Annotated in this window: 20 protein-coding genes; 9 read left to right on the top strand and 11 right to left on the bottom strand. The window is 64.4% G+C overall.

The window, feature by feature from the left end:
• The first annotated feature begins 236 nt into the window (after window positions 1-236).
• The 4 genes from ccmA to CK226_RS14795 all read left to right on the top strand — a co-directional run bounded on the left by ccmA (window position 237) and on the right by CK226_RS14795 (window position 2,629).
• On the top strand, window positions 237-845 hold the full coding sequence (gene ccmA / locus CK226_RS14815; protein WP_095774820.1) for a heme ABC exporter ATP-binding protein CcmA: 609 nt from the start codon (window positions 237-239) through the stop codon (window positions 843-845).
• A gap of 208 nt (window positions 846-1,053) precedes the next feature.
• On the top strand, window positions 1,054-1,719 hold the full coding sequence (gene ccmB / locus CK226_RS14805) for a heme exporter protein CcmB (protein ID WP_095774818.1): 666 nt from the start codon (window positions 1,054-1,056) through the stop codon (window positions 1,717-1,719).
• Between the two features lie 161 nt (window positions 1,720-1,880).
• Window positions 1,881-2,054: a heme exporter protein CcmD gene (gene ccmD / locus CK226_RS14800; RefSeq protein ID WP_095774817.1), complete on the top strand. Its 174-nt coding sequence runs from the start codon at window positions 1,881-1,883 to the stop codon at window positions 2,052-2,054.
• Entirely contained in the window at window positions 2,051-2,629 is a 579-nt protein-coding gene (locus CK226_RS14795; protein ID WP_095792265.1) for a DsbE family thiol:disulfide interchange protein, read from the top strand. The genes ccmD and CK226_RS14795 overlap by 4 nt, the downstream gene beginning before the upstream one ends.
• Before the next feature lie 190 nt (window positions 2,630-2,819).
• Here CK226_RS14795 and CK226_RS14790 read toward each other — a convergent pair whose 3' ends face one another.
• Complete coding sequence (locus tag CK226_RS14790; protein ID WP_019862058.1) at window positions 2,820-2,987, bottom strand: hypothetical protein; 168 nt, start codon at window positions 2,985-2,987, stop codon at window positions 2,820-2,822.
• A gap of 292 nt (window positions 2,988-3,279) precedes the next feature.
• Here CK226_RS14790 and CK226_RS14785 point away from each other — a divergent pair, with 292 nt between their 5' ends.
• Window positions 3,280-4,200: an SMP-30/gluconolactonase/LRE family protein gene (locus CK226_RS14785; RefSeq protein WP_095792264.1), complete on the top strand. Its 921-nt coding sequence runs from the start codon at window positions 3,280-3,282 to the stop codon at window positions 4,198-4,200.
• A gap of 56 nt (window positions 4,201-4,256) precedes the next feature.
• Window positions 4,257-4,463 (top strand): 4-oxalocrotonate tautomerase family protein, encoded by a 207-nt coding sequence (locus CK226_RS14780; protein ID WP_010912352.1) that lies wholly within the window; start codon window positions 4,257-4,259, stop codon window positions 4,461-4,463.
• A gap of 140 nt (window positions 4,464-4,603) precedes the next feature.
• On the opposite strand, the gene CK226_RS14775 is transcribed toward CK226_RS14780, so the two are convergent.
• The 9 genes from CK226_RS14775 to CK226_RS14735 form a co-directional block, all read right to left on the bottom strand.
• Window positions 4,604-5,200: an NADPH-dependent FMN reductase gene (locus CK226_RS14775; RefSeq protein ID WP_095792263.1), complete on the bottom strand. Its 597-nt coding sequence runs from the start codon at window positions 5,198-5,200 to the stop codon at window positions 4,604-4,606.
• A gap of 39 nt (window positions 5,201-5,239) precedes the next feature.
• Complete coding sequence (locus CK226_RS14770) at window positions 5,240-5,860, bottom strand: pyridoxamine 5'-phosphate oxidase family protein (RefSeq protein ID WP_095788941.1); 621 nt, start codon at window positions 5,858-5,860, stop codon at window positions 5,240-5,242.
• Between the two features lie 24 nt (window positions 5,861-5,884).
• Complete coding sequence (locus CK226_RS14765; protein ID WP_095774812.1) at window positions 5,885-6,559, bottom strand: septation protein A; 675 nt, start codon at window positions 6,557-6,559, stop codon at window positions 5,885-5,887.
• Window positions 6,560-6,604: 45 nt separating this feature from the next.
• A complete protein-coding gene (gene ftsY, locus CK226_RS14760) occupies window positions 6,605-8,476 on the bottom strand; it encodes a signal recognition particle-docking protein FtsY (RefSeq protein WP_095792262.1) in 1,872 nt (623 codons plus the stop codon).
• Between the two features lie 12 nt (window positions 8,477-8,488).
• Window positions 8,489-9,829, bottom strand: coding sequence for a tRNA (N(6)-L-threonylcarbamoyladenosine(37)-C(2))-methylthiotransferase MtaB (mtaB, locus tag CK226_RS14755; RefSeq protein WP_179301055.1), 1,341 nt, complete (start codon window positions 9,827-9,829; stop codon window positions 8,489-8,491).
• Window positions 9,829-10,713 (bottom strand): diaminopimelate epimerase, encoded by an 885-nt coding sequence (gene dapF / locus CK226_RS14750; protein WP_095792261.1) that lies wholly within the window; start codon window positions 10,711-10,713, stop codon window positions 9,829-9,831. Before dapF ends, mtaB begins: the two co-directional genes overlap by 1 nt.
• A 98-nt stretch (window positions 10,714-10,811) precedes the next feature.
• Entirely contained in the window at window positions 10,812-10,973 is a 162-nt protein-coding gene (locus tag CK226_RS14745) for a DUF1328 family protein (protein WP_095774809.1), read from the bottom strand.
• 97 nt (window positions 10,974-11,070) lie between these two features.
• Window positions 11,071-11,637 (bottom strand): hypothetical protein, encoded by a 567-nt coding sequence (locus tag CK226_RS14740; protein ID WP_179296519.1) that lies wholly within the window; start codon window positions 11,635-11,637, stop codon window positions 11,071-11,073.
• A gap of 71 nt (window positions 11,638-11,708) precedes the next feature.
• A complete protein-coding gene (locus tag CK226_RS14735; RefSeq protein ID WP_179301054.1) occupies window positions 11,709-12,761 on the bottom strand; it encodes an MBL fold metallo-hydrolase in 1,053 nt (350 codons plus the stop codon).
• A 235-nt stretch (window positions 12,762-12,996) separates the two neighbouring features.
• On the opposite strand from CK226_RS14735, the gene CK226_RS14730 reads away from it, so the two are divergent.
• Entirely contained in the window at window positions 12,997-13,536 is a 540-nt protein-coding gene (locus CK226_RS14730; protein WP_095774807.1) for an AprI/Inh family metalloprotease inhibitor, read from the top strand.
• Window positions 13,537-13,724: 188 nt separating this feature from the next.
• Window positions 13,725-14,939 carry a cell division protein ZapE gene (gene zapE / locus CK226_RS14725; protein ID WP_095792259.1) on the top strand — a complete coding sequence of 405 codons (1,215 nt, stop codon included), beginning with the start codon at window positions 13,725-13,727 and terminating at the stop codon, window positions 14,937-14,939.
• A gap of 36 nt (window positions 14,940-14,975) precedes the next feature.
• Here zapE and CK226_RS14720 read toward each other — a convergent pair whose 3' ends face one another.
• Window positions 14,976-15,404, bottom strand: a complete 429-nt coding sequence (locus CK226_RS14720) for a GNAT family N-acetyltransferase (RefSeq protein ID WP_095792258.1) — start codon at window positions 15,402-15,404, stop codon at window positions 14,976-14,978.
• 234 nt (window positions 15,405-15,638) lie between these two features.
• Here CK226_RS14720 and mdh point away from each other — a divergent pair, with 234 nt between their 5' ends.
• On the top strand, window positions 15,639-16,607 hold the full coding sequence (mdh, locus tag CK226_RS14715) for a malate dehydrogenase (RefSeq protein WP_019862040.1): 969 nt from the start codon (window positions 15,639-15,641) through the stop codon (window positions 16,605-16,607).
• Window positions 16,608-16,634 lie beyond the last annotated feature (27 nt).

The following is a 16,634-nucleotide window of genomic DNA, read 5'->3' as shown; positions in this document are numbered from 1 at the left end:
GCATGCAATCACGCGCAAAGGTGCGGGTACGGCCATTTCCGCTGTCCGTTCCCAAGCAACCCGAGCCGTTCAAGGCGGCGCGTGCGCTGGTTCGGCGCTAATTCTGTTCCCGCGCCGACCGCTGGCACGGATGCACCGCATATAGAGAATTTTCTGGAATAGTTCTAGACAGTCAAAAAGCAAATTTGTGCGATGCGGCAGCGACCGCGGAACATTGTTTTCGGGGCAGGCGAGGGATGCGGCTTATCGCCGAAAATCTGGGCGGCGAACGCGGCGGCGAGGCGGTTTTTTCCGGCATCGGCTTTGCGCTCGATCAGGGTCAGGCGCTGGTCGTCACCGGGCCGAACGGATCGGGCAAATCGACCTTGCTCCGGATCATCGCCGGGCTGCTGCCGAAGGCCGAAGGCCGGCTGCTGCTCGAGAACGGCGGCGATGACTTTCCGTCGATCGCTTCGGCCTGCCATTATCTCGGACACCAGAACGCGATGAAGACGGCGCTCAGCGTCGTCGAAAACCTGCGCTTCTGGCGCGATTTCAATGGAAGTGGCGATTCGGGCGTCGAAGAGGCGCTGGAGACGGTCGGGCTCGGCGGCATCGGCCATCTGCCGTTCGGCTATCTCTCGACCGGGCAGCGGCGACGCGCGGCGATCGCCAAGCTTTTGGTCAGCCACCGGCCGCTGTGGCTGCTCGACGAGCCGACGGCGGGACTGGACAAGGCGTCGGAGGCGCGGTTCGCGGGGCTGATGATGAAGCATTGCATGGCTGGCGGGATGATCGTCGCGGCGACGCATTTGCCGCTAGGGATTGAGGGAGCGAAGGAATTGAGGATGGGGGAAGCCGGTTGATGGCGGTGCGAGGCGCCCCCCTCTGTCCTGCCGGACATCTCCCCCACGAGGGGGGAGATCGGATGGCGCCCAGGCTTTCGCCAATCCCCTCCGTCGCAAAGACAAGCGAGGCGCCGAGGCTGCCAATCTCCCCCCAAGTGGGGGAGAGGGCCGGCAGGCCAGAGGGGGGCGTGACAGAACGCCAACCTCAACAAAGGACCACATCGTAATGTGGTCCCTTTTCGCCCGCGACATCCGCCTCAACATCCGCGCCGGCGGCGGGGCGTTGACCGGCGTCATCTTCTTCCTTGCCGTCATCGCCACCATCCCGTTCGGCGTCGGGCCGGACCTGAAGCTGCTTTCCCGCATCGGCCCGGCGATCCTGTGGATCGGCGCGCTGCTCGCCTGCCTGCTCGGGCTCGACCGGCTGTTCCAGGCCGACCGCGAGGACGGCTCGCTCGATCTGCTGGTGCTCGGCAACGACCGGAACATGCTGGCGCTGACCGTGCTGGTGAAATGCCTGGCGCATTGGGCGGGCAGCGTTCTGCCGCTGGTCGTCGCCGCCCCCTTGCTCGGCCTGTTCATGAACATGGAGCCGCTCGGCATCGGCGCGACGGCGCTGACGCTGCTGGTCGGCACGCCGGCCATCACCTTCATTGGCGCCGCTGGTGCCGCCGTGGCGGTGGCGCTGCCGCGCGGCGGGCTTCTGATCTCGGTGCTGGTGCTGCCGCTGACCATTCCGGTGCTGATCTTCGGCGTTTCGGCGAGCTATGGCGCGACGGCCGATCCCGATCCTTTCCTGCAGCCCTTCCTCATTCTTGCCGCGCTGACGCTGTTTCTTGGTGTGCTGGGGCCGGCCTCGGCAGCCCTGGCGCTGCGCCACGGAACCGATTGAGCGAGGGTCGGCATGGTTTGCGCGACATCAAGGGCGGCGGCGCGGCGGCCGCGTATGTTTGAAACCACGGCGCGTTGCGCAGCCATGGCCATGTCGCTAAGGGAAAGCATGATCGAACGAGGCAGACGGCTGGCAAGAGGCGCGCCGATGGAGCGGCAGGCATGAGTGCGCACGCCCTCTATGTCACGGCCGCCTATGGCATCACGGCGGTTGCTCTGGCCGGGCTGATCGGCTGGATCCTGCTCGATCAAAAGGGGCGCAAGCGCGATCTTGCCGAGCTGGAAGCAGCCGGCGTGCGGCGGCGTTCCGACAAGGCGGAGGCGGAGAAGTCGTGAGCGGCGAGACCGAAACACCGACGCGCGGCCGCCGCCTGTTCGTCCTGTTGCCGCTGCTGGTCTTCCTCGGCCTTGCGGGCCTGTTTCTGTGGCAGCTGTTGTCGGGACGCGATGTCTCGGAAGTGCCCTCGGCGCTGATCGGGCTGCCGGCGCCGCAGACCAATCTGCCGGCGCTGGAGGGGTCAAACCTGCCGGGCCTCGATTCCAGGGCGTTCGCCGGCAAGGTCACGCTGGTCAACGTGTTCGCGTCATGGTGCGCACCGTGCCGCGAAGAGCACCCTGTGCTTCTGGCGCTGGCGCAGGACAAGCGGTTCACCATGGCGGCGCTGAACTACAAGGACCGGCCGGAAAATGCCCGCCGGTTCCTCGGCGATCTCGGCAATCCGTTCCAAGCCATCGGCGTCGACGAAGCCGGCCGCACGGCGATCGACTGGGGCGTCTACGGCGTGCCGGAAACCTTCGTCATCGGCAAGGACGGCAGAATCGCCTACAAGCATGTCGGCCCGCTGACGGCGGAAGCGGCGCGGGATCTGTTGCTGCCGCAGATCGACAAGGCATTGGCCGCACCGGGTTAGGCGATAGCGCCAGCCCCCTCATCCGGCCGCTACGCGGCCACCTTCTCCCCGTGGGGAGAAGAGGCCGGTGCTTGTGCCGGGTCCCTCTCCCCTTGGGGAGAGGTCGGATTGCCCGAATTACCCTTGCAATTCGGTTTGGCAATCCGGGTGAGGAGGCAGTGCCCGCCGTCCAGAAAACGGACTGGAAAGGTCAGCCGTAGATCTGCTTGTGGATCTGGTAGAGCATTTCCGAGCGGTCGGCGCGCATGTCGGCCAGATCGCGGCTGGAGAAGCTGTCGATTTCGGCGACGAGGCGGTTGTAGTGCTTGCGCTTGGCGATGTTGTTGCGAGCGCGGGTCATGAGATCGTTGAAGATCATAGCAAGGGTCCTTCTGTGCCGCATTCTGGCGGCGGTTTCTTCCTCCCTTGGTCAATACGGAACATGACATAGGAATGGTGCGTTGCAAAAAGAAGATGTTGCAATGCACCATTGCACGCAGCGCATAGCCGGTTAATCGAGTCCTAAGGCGTCCTGGTTGGGCGATCGGGGGTGGAACCGCCTGGGCGGCGGGTTGCTCTCCGTTTTGTCATACAAATTACGAAGGCCGCGTCTTGCCAGATCGATCGCGGGCTGGCTTGATCCGGCATCACGTGATGCCGGGAGGAAATGCATGGCGGCCGCAGACTATTACGAAATTCTCGATCCGCGCTTCGCGCGGCTGTTCAACGGCAATGCGCAGGTGGAGAAGCTGTTCACCGGATGCCGCTGGGCGGAAGGACCGGCCTGGTTCGCCGCCGGGCGCTACGTCGTCTGGTCCGACATCCCGAACAACCGCATGCTGCGCTATGACGAGACCGACGGCAGCGTCAGCGTCTTCCGCCAGCCTTCGGGCAATTCCAACGGCAACACCGTCGACCGGCAGGGCCGGCTGGTCACCTGCGAGCATTCGGGCCGCCGCGTCAGCCGCACGGAGTATGACGGCTCGGTCACCACCATTGCCGCCAAATGGAAGGGCAAGCGGTTGAACTCGCCCAACGACGTGGTGGTGAAGTCCGACGGCTCGATCTGGTTCACCGACCCAAGCTACGGCATCGACACCGACTATGAAGGCGACAAGGCCGAGAGCGAGATCGGCGCCTGCTACGTCTATCGGGTCGACCCCGACAGCGGCGAGATCGAGGCCGTCATCACCGACATGGTGCGGCCCAACGGGCTCGCCTTCTCGCTGGACGAAAGCCTGCTCTATGTCGTCGACACCGGCCGCACGCATGGCGCTGAGAATCCGGCGCATATGCGGGTGTTCAACGTCGGCAAGCACGGCAAGAAGGTTTCCGGCGGCAAGGTCTTCGCCGACTGCACCGCCGGCCTGTTCGACGGCTTCCGGCTCGACGCCGACGGACGCATCTGGAGCAGTGCCGCGGACGGCATCCATTGCTACGATCCCGACGGCACGCTGATCGGCAAGGTCAAGGTGCCGGAGGTGACCGCCAATTGCGTGTTCGGCGGCGCCAAGCTGAACTGCCTCTACATCGCCGGCACCACCTCGCTCTATTCGGTGCGGCTGATGGTGAACGGAGCCAAGACCTACTGAAACAGATCGCGGCGCGAGCGCCGGCTCGGGAACGCAACCATCCTGGGGGAGAAAAAATGCCATTCGTCAACATCCGCATCGTCAAGGAAGTGATCGCCGCCGATCCGGCAGGCAAGAAGGCTGACATCGCCAAGAAAGTCACGGCGGCCATCATGGAAGCCACCGGGCTTGGCAATGACGATGTCTGGGTGGTTTTCGAAGAGGTCAACGCCCGCGACTGGTATGTCGGCAAGACCGATGTGGAGACATTGCGGAAGGGGTAGGTCTTGCCTTCTCCCCTTGTGGGAGAAGGTGGCCTCGCGAAGCGAGGTCGGATGAGGGGTGTTGGAAGGATCGCGACTTTGTAAAAGTAAGCGCTTAGAATCCTTCGATCTTTTCAAGTCTCACTCCGCTGGAACACCCCTCATCCGTCTCGGCGCTGCGCGCCGATCCACCTTCTCGCACAGGGGAGAAGGGAAAGACTGTGCCGCTCACACGAGCGGATGAAATCCGCGAACGCAGATAGCGCATTGCGCATCGCCAGCACGTTTCCCGGCTCAGCCAAAAGGGCCTCCACCTCCGGCGGCTTCTTCCCCAGCAGGGCAATTTCCAGCCCATCTTGATAAAGCGCGAAGGACATAGTCCGCATGATCTCGGCCAAAGCGGCACGGGCGAACAGCGAGCGCGGCGAGGCGTGCACTGGCATGGCGGGCTTGGCGACGGCGGCGTCGCGCGAGACCAGCCAGTCGAGCGCGTTCTTCAGCCCGCCCGGCACGCCATGGGCATATTCGGGACAGGAGACGATGACGCCATCGGCGCCGGTGACGGCGTCGATCAGCTTGGCCGCTTCGCGCGGCGTGCGCTCGCCCTCGTCATCGGGATTGAAGATCGGCAGACGGCCGAGCCCGTCATAGATTGTGACCTGGCAGCCTGCGGGCGCATTGCGCGCCAGTGCCGCGACCAGGGCCGAATTGGTGGAGGCGGCACGCAGGCTGCCGGAGATGGCGAGGAGGTTCAGCACAGGGTGGGGACCGGTTCGGCGCGAATCGCGTCGGGAAAACTACCACATCGTCTGCTTGTATTCCTCGTCGAGCCAGCGGTCGGTCGCCTCGGCCGAATCGGCGACCACCAGCTGGTCGCGCAGGATCTGGCCGAGCGTCGGCAGCGTGGCGCGGTCGTACCAGGTGTCGGGCTTCCACAGATCGGAGCGCATGAAGGCCTTGGCGCAATGCATGTAGGCGGCCTTGACCGTGACCACGATGACGCTTTGCGGCTCCTTGCCATCGACGGCGAGGCGCTCGCGCAAACCGGCATCGACGGTGATGCGGGCATCGCCATTGACGCGCAGCGTCTCGTTCATGCCGGGGATCAGGAAGAGCAGGCCGACCGAGGGATTGCGCAGGATGTTCTCCAGCGTGTCCAGCCGGTTGTTGCCGGGTCGGTCGGGGATGGCGATGGTCCTGTCGTCGAGAATGGCGGCGAAGCCGGGCTTGTCGCCCTTCGGCGTCACGTCGGCATTGCCTTGGCCGTCGGACGATCCGATCAGCACGAAGGGGCTTTTGCCGATGAAGGAGCGGCAGTGGCCGTCGAGTGCCTTCAGCTCCTTGCGGATCGAGCCGTCGGTCGGGCGCGGCGTCTTGTAGATCGTCCGCAGCTCTTCACGCGTGGTGACGAATTCCATGGCTCTCCCCCTGTTTGCAGGGCGCTACTTGCCGGCCTTTTCTTCCCCGCCTTCTTTATCGTCCAGCGAATGGCGCAGGATCAGCGGCATCTGGCTGAAGGTGAACAGAAGCGTGATCGGCATGATGCCCCAGACCTTGAAGGTAACCCAGGCATCGGTGGAAAAATTGCGCCACACCACTTCATTGACGATGGCCAGGAACAGGAAGAACAGGCCCCAGCGGAAGGTGAGCTTGCGCCAGCCTTCGGCATCGAGCCTGAAGGCCGAATCGAAGACATAGCCAAGCAGCGACCTGCCGAAGTAGAGGCCGCCAAGCAGCACGCCGCCGAACAGCGTGTTGACGATGGTCGGCTTCATCTTGATGAAGATGTCGTCCTGCAGATAGAGCGTCAGCGCGCCGAAGATGAAGACCACGACGCCCGAGACCATGGGCATGATCGGCAAGGTGCGCGTCAGCAGCCATGAGGCGATCAGCGCGATGGCCGTGGCGGCCATGAACAGGCCGGTGGCGACGAAGATCGGGCCGCCGAATTCGGCCAAAACAGGGAATTTCTGCACCAGCCACTCGCCGCGCGCATTGGCGAAGAAGAAGACCAGCAGCGGTCCTAGCTCCAGCGCCAGCTTGAGCACGGGATTGACGCCTTCCTTCTTCTCCTTCTGCGGGTCGGACGGATCGCGTTCGAGAATGGGTGGGTTCATGATCTTCCTTCTTACGCACGATCCCGTTGAAACGGGATCATGCCGTTACGCCACTCCAGCGATCGCCCTGGCGAATTCGCTTGCGGAGAAAGGTTCGAGGTCGTCGACCTGTTCGCCGACGCCGATGAAATAGACCGGCAGTTTGTGCTTTGCCGCGATCGCCACCAGAATACCGCCGCGCGCCGTGCCGTCCAGCTTGGTCATCACCAGGCCGTTGACGCCGGCGATGTTGCGGAAGATCTCGACCTGGTTGAGCGCGTTCTGGCCGGTGGTGGCGTCGACCGTCTGCAGCACGGTGTGCGGCGCTTCCGGATCGAGCTTGCCCAGCACGCGCACGATCTTTTCCAGCTCCGCCATCAGTTCGGTCTTGTTCTGCAGCCGGCCGGCGGTGTCGATGATCAGCACGTCGGAGCCGGCCTCCTTGGCCTTCTCGAAGGCATCGTAGGCAAGGCCGGCGGCATCTGCCCCGAGCTTGGAGGCGATGACGGGCGATTTGGTCCGCTCACCCCAGATCTTCAATTGCTCGATCGCGGCGGCGCGGAACGTGTCGCCGGCGGCGAGCATCACCGACAGGCCGCCATCGGTCAGTTTCGCCGCCAGTTTGCCGATGGTGGTGGTCTTGCCGGTGCCGTTGACGCCGACCACCAGGATGACATGCGGCTTGTGTGAGAGATCGAGCTCCAGCGGCCGGGCGACAGGGGTCAGCACCTTCTCCACCTCGGCCGCCATGACGGTGCGGACATCGGTATCGGAGACGTCCTTGCCGTAGCGGCTGGCGGCCAGCGCGTCGGTGATACGAAGCGCCGTTTCCATGCCGAGATCGGCGCGGATCAGCACATCTTCCAGGTCCTGCAGCGTGTCCTCGTCCAGCTTGCGCTTGGTGAAGACGCCGGCGATGTTGCCGGTGAGTTCGCGCGAGGAACGGGCAAGCCCGTCCCGCATGCGCTGGAACCAGGAGCGCCGCGGTGCCGGCTCCGGCGCCTTGACCGGCTCGGCCTTCTGCTCGACCTTTTTGGTGACGGTCACCTTGCCGGGAGCGGGTTTCGATTCCGGCTTCGGCTGTGGGACGGGCTGCGGCTCGGGCGCGATCTCGGCAATGACGGGCGGCGTCTCGACGGGCGTGCGCCTTACCTCCCCCTCGATGGGGGAGGTCCCGGGCGCGGCTCGGGGGTGACTGGCGCTGGCGTTGGCGCCATCACCCCGCCCCGCCACTTCGTGGCGACCCTCCCCATCGAGGGGAGGGTGGGGCGCTGGCGTAGCTTCGGCAGCCGTTGGCGGCACTTCAACGGGAGCGGGTGTCTCGGCCGGGATCTCGGCAGGCGGGACCGGCACTTCGATCGGTGCCGGTTCGGGCTGCCTTTCCGGGCGCGGCGGCACAATCTCCGGCTCGGCAGGTGCCGGAGCAGGGACTTCCTGCGGCTGCGGTTCGGGGACGGGCTCCGGAGCGGCGGGGGGAAGCGGAATCTCCTCGGGAGCCGGCGGCTCCGGGGGCTCTGGCGCGGGTGCCGGTTCCTCTTGCGGCGCGGGCTGCGGCAGGGGTTCCGGCTCGGCGGGAACCGTCGGCTCCGGCGTGGGCGGGATGGTAGGAGCGGTCTCGGGTGCCGGTTCTTCAGGTGCGGGCTGAGGTGCCGGCTCTACCTGCCACTCGATGGGGGTCCCAAGCGGAGCTTGGGGGTGACTGGCGTCGGCATCACCCCTCCCCGCCACTTCGTGGCGACCCTCCCCATCGAGGGGAGAGTGGGGCGCCGGCTCCAGCTCATCGCGCTTCAGAAATTCCGGAACAACCTGATCGGCCGCCGGCTTCAGCGCATCGAGCTGGTCCCATTTGATCGGGGGCAGCGGGGCGGTCTCGTCAACACGCTCCTCGACAACCTCTTTCTTGCCGAACGAAAATATCTTCTTGAAAAAACCAGCCATGCTTTGCGTTTCTCAGGCGGCGCGTGCGGCAAGCGGCACTGCGTTGAGCCGGGCGCCATCGTGGCCAGTAATTGTCGCTTCGACGATCTCGCCCGGCGCGCCGGTGCCGAGTGCGGCGAGGGTAAATCCTTCGGTGCGGCCGAGGCCATCGCGCTCGATCAGGATCGACTGGCGCGTTCCCGGCAGCGAGGACAGATGGCGCCGATAGGTGACCTCGCCGGCGGCGCGCAGCTGGGCGGCGCGCTGCTTGACCACCTCGCGGCGGAGCTGCGGCATGCGCGCGGCGGGCGTGCCCTCGCGCGGTGAAAACGGGAAGACATGGAGATGGGTCAGGCCACATTCCTCGACGATTTTTATCGAGTTCTCGAACATGGCGTCGGTCTCGGTCGGGAAGCCGGCGATGATGTCGGCGCCGAAGACGATCGCAGGGCGCAATTTGCGCACATCCTCGCAGAAACGGATCGACTGGTCGCGCAGATGCCTTCGCTTCATGCGCTTCAGGATCATGTCGTCGCCCGATTGCAGCGACAGATGCAGATGCGGCATCAGCCTGGGTTCGGTGGCGATGGCATCGAGCAAATCGTCGTCGGCCTCGATCGAATCGATCGAGGATAGCCGAAGGCGCTTGACGTCGGGCACCTGCTTCAGAATGGTCTTGACCAGTTTGCCGAGCTTGGGCGCGCCCGGCAGATCGGCGCCGAAGCTGGTCATGTCGACGCCGGTCAGCACGATCTCGGCATAACCATTGCCGGCCAGCCGCTTGACCTGCTCGACCACGGCGCCCATCGGCACCGAGCGGGAATTGCCGCGACCGTAGGGAATGATGCAGAAGGTGCAGCGGTGGTCGCAGCCATTCTGCACCTGGACGAAAGCGCGGGCGCGGCCCTCGATGGCGTCGACCATGTGGCCGGCGGTCTCGCGCACCGAGAAGATGTCGTTGACGCGGGCCTTCTCGGTGTCGTTGACGCCGAAATCCGGCAGCGCACGGTAGGAATGCGCCTTCAACTTCTCCTCATTGCCAAGCACGAGATCGACCTCGTCCATGGCGGCGAATTTTTCAGGCTCGGTCTGGGCGGCGCAGCCGGTGACGATGATGCGCACCGCAGGGTTGTCGCGGCGCGCCTTGCGGATCGCCTGTTTGGCCTGGCGCACCGCCTCGCCGGTGACGGCGCAGGTGTTGAAGATCACCGCGCCGCCCTGCAGCGCGCCGAGACCGGCGCTTTCGGCCTCGCGCCGCATCACCTCGGCTTCATAGGTGTTCAGCCGGCAGCCGAAGGTAACCACGTCAATGCGGCTGGGGGCCTCGGAAAGGGAGCCGTCGAAGTCCGGGCTCCTGGACAGAGCAACCGACATCAGGCCGCGCTTTCGGTGTCGCGGGCCCAGGTGCCGGTCGAGGGGTCGAAGCTGCCGGAAAATTCCCACTCGGCGGCACCGGTCAGGATGACGTGGTCGTCTTTGCGCCATTCGACATGCAGCGTGCCGCCGCCGGGCGTCAAAAGGCTGACGCTGCGGCCGGTGCGCCTGGTGCGGGCCGCGGCCACCACCGATGCGCAGGCGGCGGAGCCGCAGGCCTTGGTCAGGCCGGCGCCGCGTTCCCAGGTGCGGATGATCATGCTCTCGGGCGAGGTCACCTGTGCAATGGTGATGTTGGCGCGCTCGGGAAAGATCGGGTGGTTTTCGAGCAGCGGGCCGAAACGTTCGAGCTCATAGGACCAGACATCGCGGTCGACCCAGAAGATGGCGTGCGGATTGCCCATCGACACGGCGGAGGGCGAATGCAGCACCGGCGCGTCGATCGGGCCGATCTGCAATTCGATCATGCGGGTGTCGCGGAACTCCTCGGCCAGCGGAATCTCCTGCCAGCCGAAACGCGGCATGCCCATGTCGACCGAGATCGTGCCGTCGGCATGTTCCCTGGCGTTGAGAATGCCGGCGCGGGTCTCGAAGGTGAAGATCTTCTGGCCGGTCTCGGCGGCGAGCGCCTGGACGACGCAACGCATGCCGTTGCCGCAGGCCTGCGCACTGGTGCCGTCGGAATTCAGGATGTCGACATAGTAGGCGGTGCCGGGCGTCTTCGCGTCATGGATCGCCATGATCTGGTCGAAGCGGGTCGCGGCATCGGCGTTCAGCGCAAGGGCGGCGGCCGCCGTCACCCGATCGGCACGGCCGCGCATATCGGCGACGATGATCTCGTTGCCGATGCCGTTCATCTTGGCGAAAGGGGCAGTGCTTGCCATTGCTCCGCGAAATTCCGTGTCCGTTTGGCGCTATATGGCGGAAACGGGCGGGAATTACCAGTGCGCAGGCGTGTTCAGTCACGGCGAAGACGCCGGGATTAAGTCACGGCAAAGATGCCTAGCACCACCAGCAGGAAGATGATGAGAACGATGCCGATGAGGATGCGCGCGCCTGTGGCGGCGGCTCCAGCCAGCGCCGGCATGCCGAGCAGGCTCGCCGCGGCGGCGATGATGAGCAGGATGATGATCCATCTGATCATGGGAATGCCTCGCAAACCGACAGATTTGTAACCGCATTAAGAACGCGGCTGTCGTGTCTGGGTTCCCGCGGTTTGCGAGGCGATGTCAGCGGAAAACCTACCCAGCGATCTCGATATCGGTGCTGAACGGCGCCGTCTTGGTCGAATTCTGGTCATGCATGAGGAAGTTGCATTTATATTTGCCGGGCGGCAGTCCATCGAGCGACAGGTCGAGCTTGAAGAAGAGTTCGCGGTTGTGCGAGCGGGAAGCGACCTGAACGCTGCCGATTTTCTCGAAGGTACCCAGAGCTTCGCCCGAGTCGGAGAGCACGGTGAGGTCGACGGAAAGCGCGATCTGGCTGTTGCCCAGGCCGTCCGACCCATAGCCGTAGCCGACCGGTTCCATATAGAGCACGACCTTCTCGCCTGGCTTGTAGATCTGATTGGCACGCTCGCTGTAGATGCCGAAGCCGCCGGCCGAATCGACCTGTTTGACATTCTGCACGGCGAGCGGCATCGCTTGCCACAAGGCCTCCTCGGCGCCGCGGAATTTCTCCAGCGCGCCGGCTCCGTCGCCTGCCTGCAGCGCCTTTTCGGCCTCGGCGGCGCGATCCGTGATTTCGCCCGCGAAAGCCGCCGGCATCGAGATTGCCAGCACCATCAGCGCTGCAAGCATGGATTTCATCTGCATTCCCCTTTTTCTGCTGGGCGGACCATCGGCGAAAATGATGGTGCCGTAAATGGCCAATGCAGACTTCAACCGTGCTCGATCTCCGGCACGTTCCAGACCTCGCCGGGTTGCAAGGCGCGAAAGCGCTCCGGCGGCAGGCCCTCGGCCTCAAGGGCCTCAGCCAGTTTGCGGACGGGCTCGTCCATCGGTTCGTCGGTGAGCTGGAATGTGCCCCAGTGGCAGCCGGCGGCGAAGGCGGCCTTGCATAGCTTCATGCCTTGCACCGCTTCCTGCGGGTTCTGGTGCTGCGGCGCCATGAACCAGCGTGGCTCATAGGCGCCGATCGGCAGAATGGCGAAGCGGAAGCCGCCATGTTTGTCCGCCATCAGCCGGTAGTTGATGCCGTCATGGAAGCCGGTATCGCCGGCGAAATAGAGTTTGCCGCCCGGCGTCTCGATGACGAAGCCGGCCCACAGTGCCATGCGCCGGTCGCGGGCGCCGCGCGCCGACCAGTGATGCGCCGGCTCGATGTGGACGGCGGTGCGGTCGCCGATGTCGACCCTGTCGCCCCAGTCATGCGCCGTCAGCCGCATGCCGGGAACCACCTCGCCGATCAGCACATCATTGCCGAGCGGCGTCACCACCAGCGGATCGTCTCTTTCCTTCAGCCGCTTCAGCGTGACGAGGTCGAGATGGTCATAATGGTTGTGGCTTACCAGCACGAGGTCGATCGGCGGCAGATCGTCGAAGGCGATGCCTGGCGCATTGACGCGTTTTGGCCCGGCGAAGGAAAACGGCGAGGTGCGTTGCGACCAGACCGGGTCGGTGAGGATGTTCAGCCAGGCCGTCTGGATGAGCAAGGTCGAATGGCCGACCATGGTTACAGTAAGGTCGGTGCCTTCGACCATAGCGGCCGGCCTCGCCAGCGGAAAGGGGCTCGGGCTGGTTGCCGGCCATTTCGCACGCTGGCCGTTGAGCTGCCATTTCATGAGATCGGTGAAGCGGCCGGGCATCCGGCCGCCGGGGTTGAAGAACAAGGTGCCATCGAAATGGTCGCTGGGCGGACCGCTGTAATAGCGGTTGGCGGCTTTCTTTCTGGCGGCCAAGGTATGCTCCAGCGGGGTTCGGCTCCTAGACATAGGCGTTGCGGCGGTTGGCGCAAGCATTTGCAGGCGAATGCGTGGTCGCGGCCGAACTCCACGGACTTAAGCGACGACCGGACTTGGCAGGTCGAGATTGCGATAAATTTGCAACAATCTTGCCGCAAACCCTATTTTAACCATATCGGGTTGAAATTTCGCCACCTTCTCCATCTTGGTGGAGGGTGATATTGCGCGGACGGCTTCCCCCCAGCCGGATCCGACGGAGGTTGTAATGAATTTTTCGAAAAGCGGTCTTGTGGCCGTATCGCTGGCGGCGCTCGTTGCGAGCGGTTGCTCGACCTCGCGCTTCTCGTCGATGGACGACCAGCAACCGGCGCCTCTGCAGCCGGCGCCGGCCGGCCAGGTGACCTCCAATCAGCTGCCGCCGCCGGCCTCGCCCGGCACCACCGACCCGTCGAAGTTCCCGACCGCTCCGGGGAACACGCAGGTGGCGTCCTTGCCGCCGGACGGCCAGGCGCCCGCCGGGGCCGCGGATCTCAGCGCGGCAGCCGTCGCCGGCGTCTGGAATGCCAGCGTTTCCGGGCAGAGCTGCAAGATCGCGACGCCGCAGACCAAGTTCGGCGCCGGCTTCCGCGCAGGGCCGCTGCATTGCCCGGCCCCGATCGACGGCATCAAGTCGTGGAACGTCGCCGGCAAGCAGTTGACGCTTTACGATGAGAATGGCGGGTCGCTGGCGCGGCTCTATTCGTCGGGCGGCTCGAAATTCGACGGCCAGACTTCCAACGGTCAACCGATTTCGCTTACAAGGTAAGCCAGGTATGCCGATATTCAGGTGATGCCGGCCTGCGAACGGCGGGTTTCTGCGCTTCCGGTGCTCACGTACTTTAAGTACGCTCCGCTCCGGTTCTCGAAAGCCGCCATTCTCGGTTCGGCCTGACCTGAATCTCGACACACCTAGTTTCCTTGGAGCATTCCTGCTCTGAACAAACGACGTGACCGATGCATCTGCGTGACGGCCTCCAGACCCATGCGACCGTCAGGCAGCGCTACGACCACCTGGTGGAAACCGGCGCGATCGGACGCGATCCTGCGCAGGAGCGGATCGCCGCCGCGCTCGACCGGCTGACCGACGAGATCTCGGCCAAGCGGCTGGCGCACAAGTCCAGCGCGCTGGGCTGGCTGTTTGCCCGCAAGCGCGAGACGCATGAGGCGGTCAAAGGCCTCTACATCCATGGCGGCGTCGGCCGCGGCAAGACCATGCTGATGGACATGTTCTTCGAGCTGCTGCCGGTCCGGCGCAAGCGCCGCGTCCATTTCAACGACTTCATGGCCGATGTGCAGGACCGCATCCAGAAGCACCGCCAGGCGCGCAAGAATGGCGACGTCAAAGAAGACGATCCGATCCCGCCGGTGGCAAAAGCCCTGGCCGAGCAAGCCTGGGTGCTGTGCTTCGACGAATTCTCGGTCACCGACATCGCCGACGCGATGATCCTGTCCAGGCTGTTTTCGGCGCTGTTCGCCAACGGCGTCGTGCTGATCGCCACCTCGAACGTGGCGCCGCAAAATCTTTACCGCGATGGGCTGAACCGCCAGCTGTTCCTGCCGTTCATCGGCATTCTGGAGCGGCACGCGCAGGTGCTGTCGCTCGACACCGACAAGGATTACCGGCTCGAGAAGCTCGCCCGCACGCCGGTCTATGTCACGCCGGCCGATGCGGCGGCCGACCGGACGCTCGACGAGGCCTGGCGGACGATGACGCGCGGCGCGCCGACAGCCGCGACCTCGTTGACGCTGAAGGGCCGCCAGGTTCCGGTGCCGGCCGCCGCCGGCGACGCGGCGCGGTTTTCCTTCGCCGATCTCTGCGAAAAACCGCTCGGCGCGCGCGATTTCCTGGCGATCGCAGGACGTTTCTCGACCGTCTTCATCGACCACGTCCCGGTGCTGGGCGAAGGCAAGCGCAACGAGGCCAAGCGCTTCATCCTGTTGATCGACACGCTCTACGATCATCATGTGCGGCTGGTGGTGAGCGCCGATGCGCCGCCACCAGAGCTTTATGTGGCAAAACGCGGCGTCGAGGTGTTCGAGTTCGAACGCACCGCTTCACGCCTGATCGAGATGCAAAGCCGTGACTGGCTGGAGGACTGGGCGGAGCGGCGGAAGGTGAAGGCGGCGCCGGATGTGCCGCTGGCTCAGGCCCTGCCTTCGTCGCCCTAGGCAGAGGAACGCAAAGCAGGGCGAAGACCCCGGCCGCTAAAGCCTGTACGCATACATGACGAAACTCTCCGCTTCCCCATGCGGCTCCTTGCGCGATTCATAAAGCGCGCGGGCCGGAAGATTGTCGGCTTCGGTGCCGACCCAGGCCTCCTCGCAGCCATTCTCCCTGCCGATCGCGAACATCGCGTCGAGCATTCTGCGCGCGATCCCCTGGCGCTGGAATTCGGGCGATACGCCGACCTCATCTATATAAAGTTCCGCAACTTTGTCGGGATGGCGGTGGATGACGGCGGCGCATTGCCCGACGACCACGCCATTGGCGAGGGCCACGACCATGAAATGGCCGGGTTGGTTGAGATAGGCTGCCAACCGGTCCGGCCTGACAGGCTCGTCGAACACATCCTCGGCGATCCGCATCACAAGGGCGTCATCGCCGGCTTCAAGCCTTACGATCTCCATACTCATTGTGTAGATTTCTCCAAGTCGGCTTACAAACTTTGACGTTTACGTAAATCCCAATCCATCTAACCGATTGAAAATGTTCACTCCAAAATAATCGTTTGAATTTATCTCGCCCGGAGGCTATTGGGTGCGGCGAAATCTCGCGGGTTTCCTCGGCATTCCGGCCTCTTCCTCGACACCGTCATCAAGTCGTCAAAGATTTGGGCGCAGTCACAGACAAAGGGAAAACATCCTCACATGGCACGCAACAAGATAGCGCTTATCGGCTCGGGCATGATCGGCGGCACGCTGGCCCACATGATCGGCCTCAAGGACCTCGGCGACGTGGTGCTGTTCGATATTGCCGAGGGTATTCCGCAAGGCAAGGGGCTCGATATCGCGCAGTCGTCGCCTGTCGATGGTTTCGACTCCCGGCTGACCGGCGTCAACGACTATGCCGGCATCGAGGGCGCCGACGTCTGCATCGTCACCGCCGGCGTGCCGCGCAAGCCGGGCATGAGCCGCGACGACCTGCTGGGCATCAACCTCAAGGTCATGGAACAGGTCGGCGCCGGACTGAAGAAATACGCGCCCAAGGCTTTCGTCATCTGCATCACCAACCCGCTCGACGCCATGGTGTGGGCGCTGCAGAAGTTTTCGGGCCTGCCCAAGACCCATGTCGTCGGCATGGCCGGCGTGCTCGACAGCGCGCGCTTCCGCTATTTCCTGGCCGAGGAATTCAAGGTCTCGGTCGAGGACGTCACCGCCTTCGTGCTTGGCGGCCATGGTGATTCCATGGTGCCGATGATCCGCTATTCGACGGTGTCGGGCATCCCGCTGCCAGACCTCGTCAAGATGGGCTGGACCTCGAAGGAGAAGCTCGACCAGATCGTGCAGCGCACCCGCGACGGCGGCGCCGAGATCGTCGGCCTGCTCAAGACCGGCTCGGCCTACTACGCGCCGGCGGCCTCGGCGATTTCGATGGCCGAAGCCTATCTCAAGGACAAGAAGCGCGTGCTGCCCTGCGCGGCCCACCTCTCCGGCCAGTATGGCGTCAAGGGCACCTATGTCGGCGTTCCCGTGGTGATCGGCGCCGGCGGCGTCGAGCGCATCATCGAGATCGACCTCAACAAGAGCGAACAGAAAATGTTCGACAGTTCGGTGGCGACCGTGCAGGGCCTGACCGAGGCCTGCGTCAAGATCGCGCCGCAGCTCGCCTCGAAGTAAATCCCGCCAAAACGTCCACCCCGGCAA

It is taken from the genome of Mesorhizobium sp. WSM4311, assembly GCF_002295115.1.
GTDB lineage: Bacteria > Pseudomonadota > Alphaproteobacteria > Rhizobiales > Rhizobiaceae > Mesorhizobium.
This window is presented reverse-complemented; position numbering and strand designations above follow the sequence as displayed.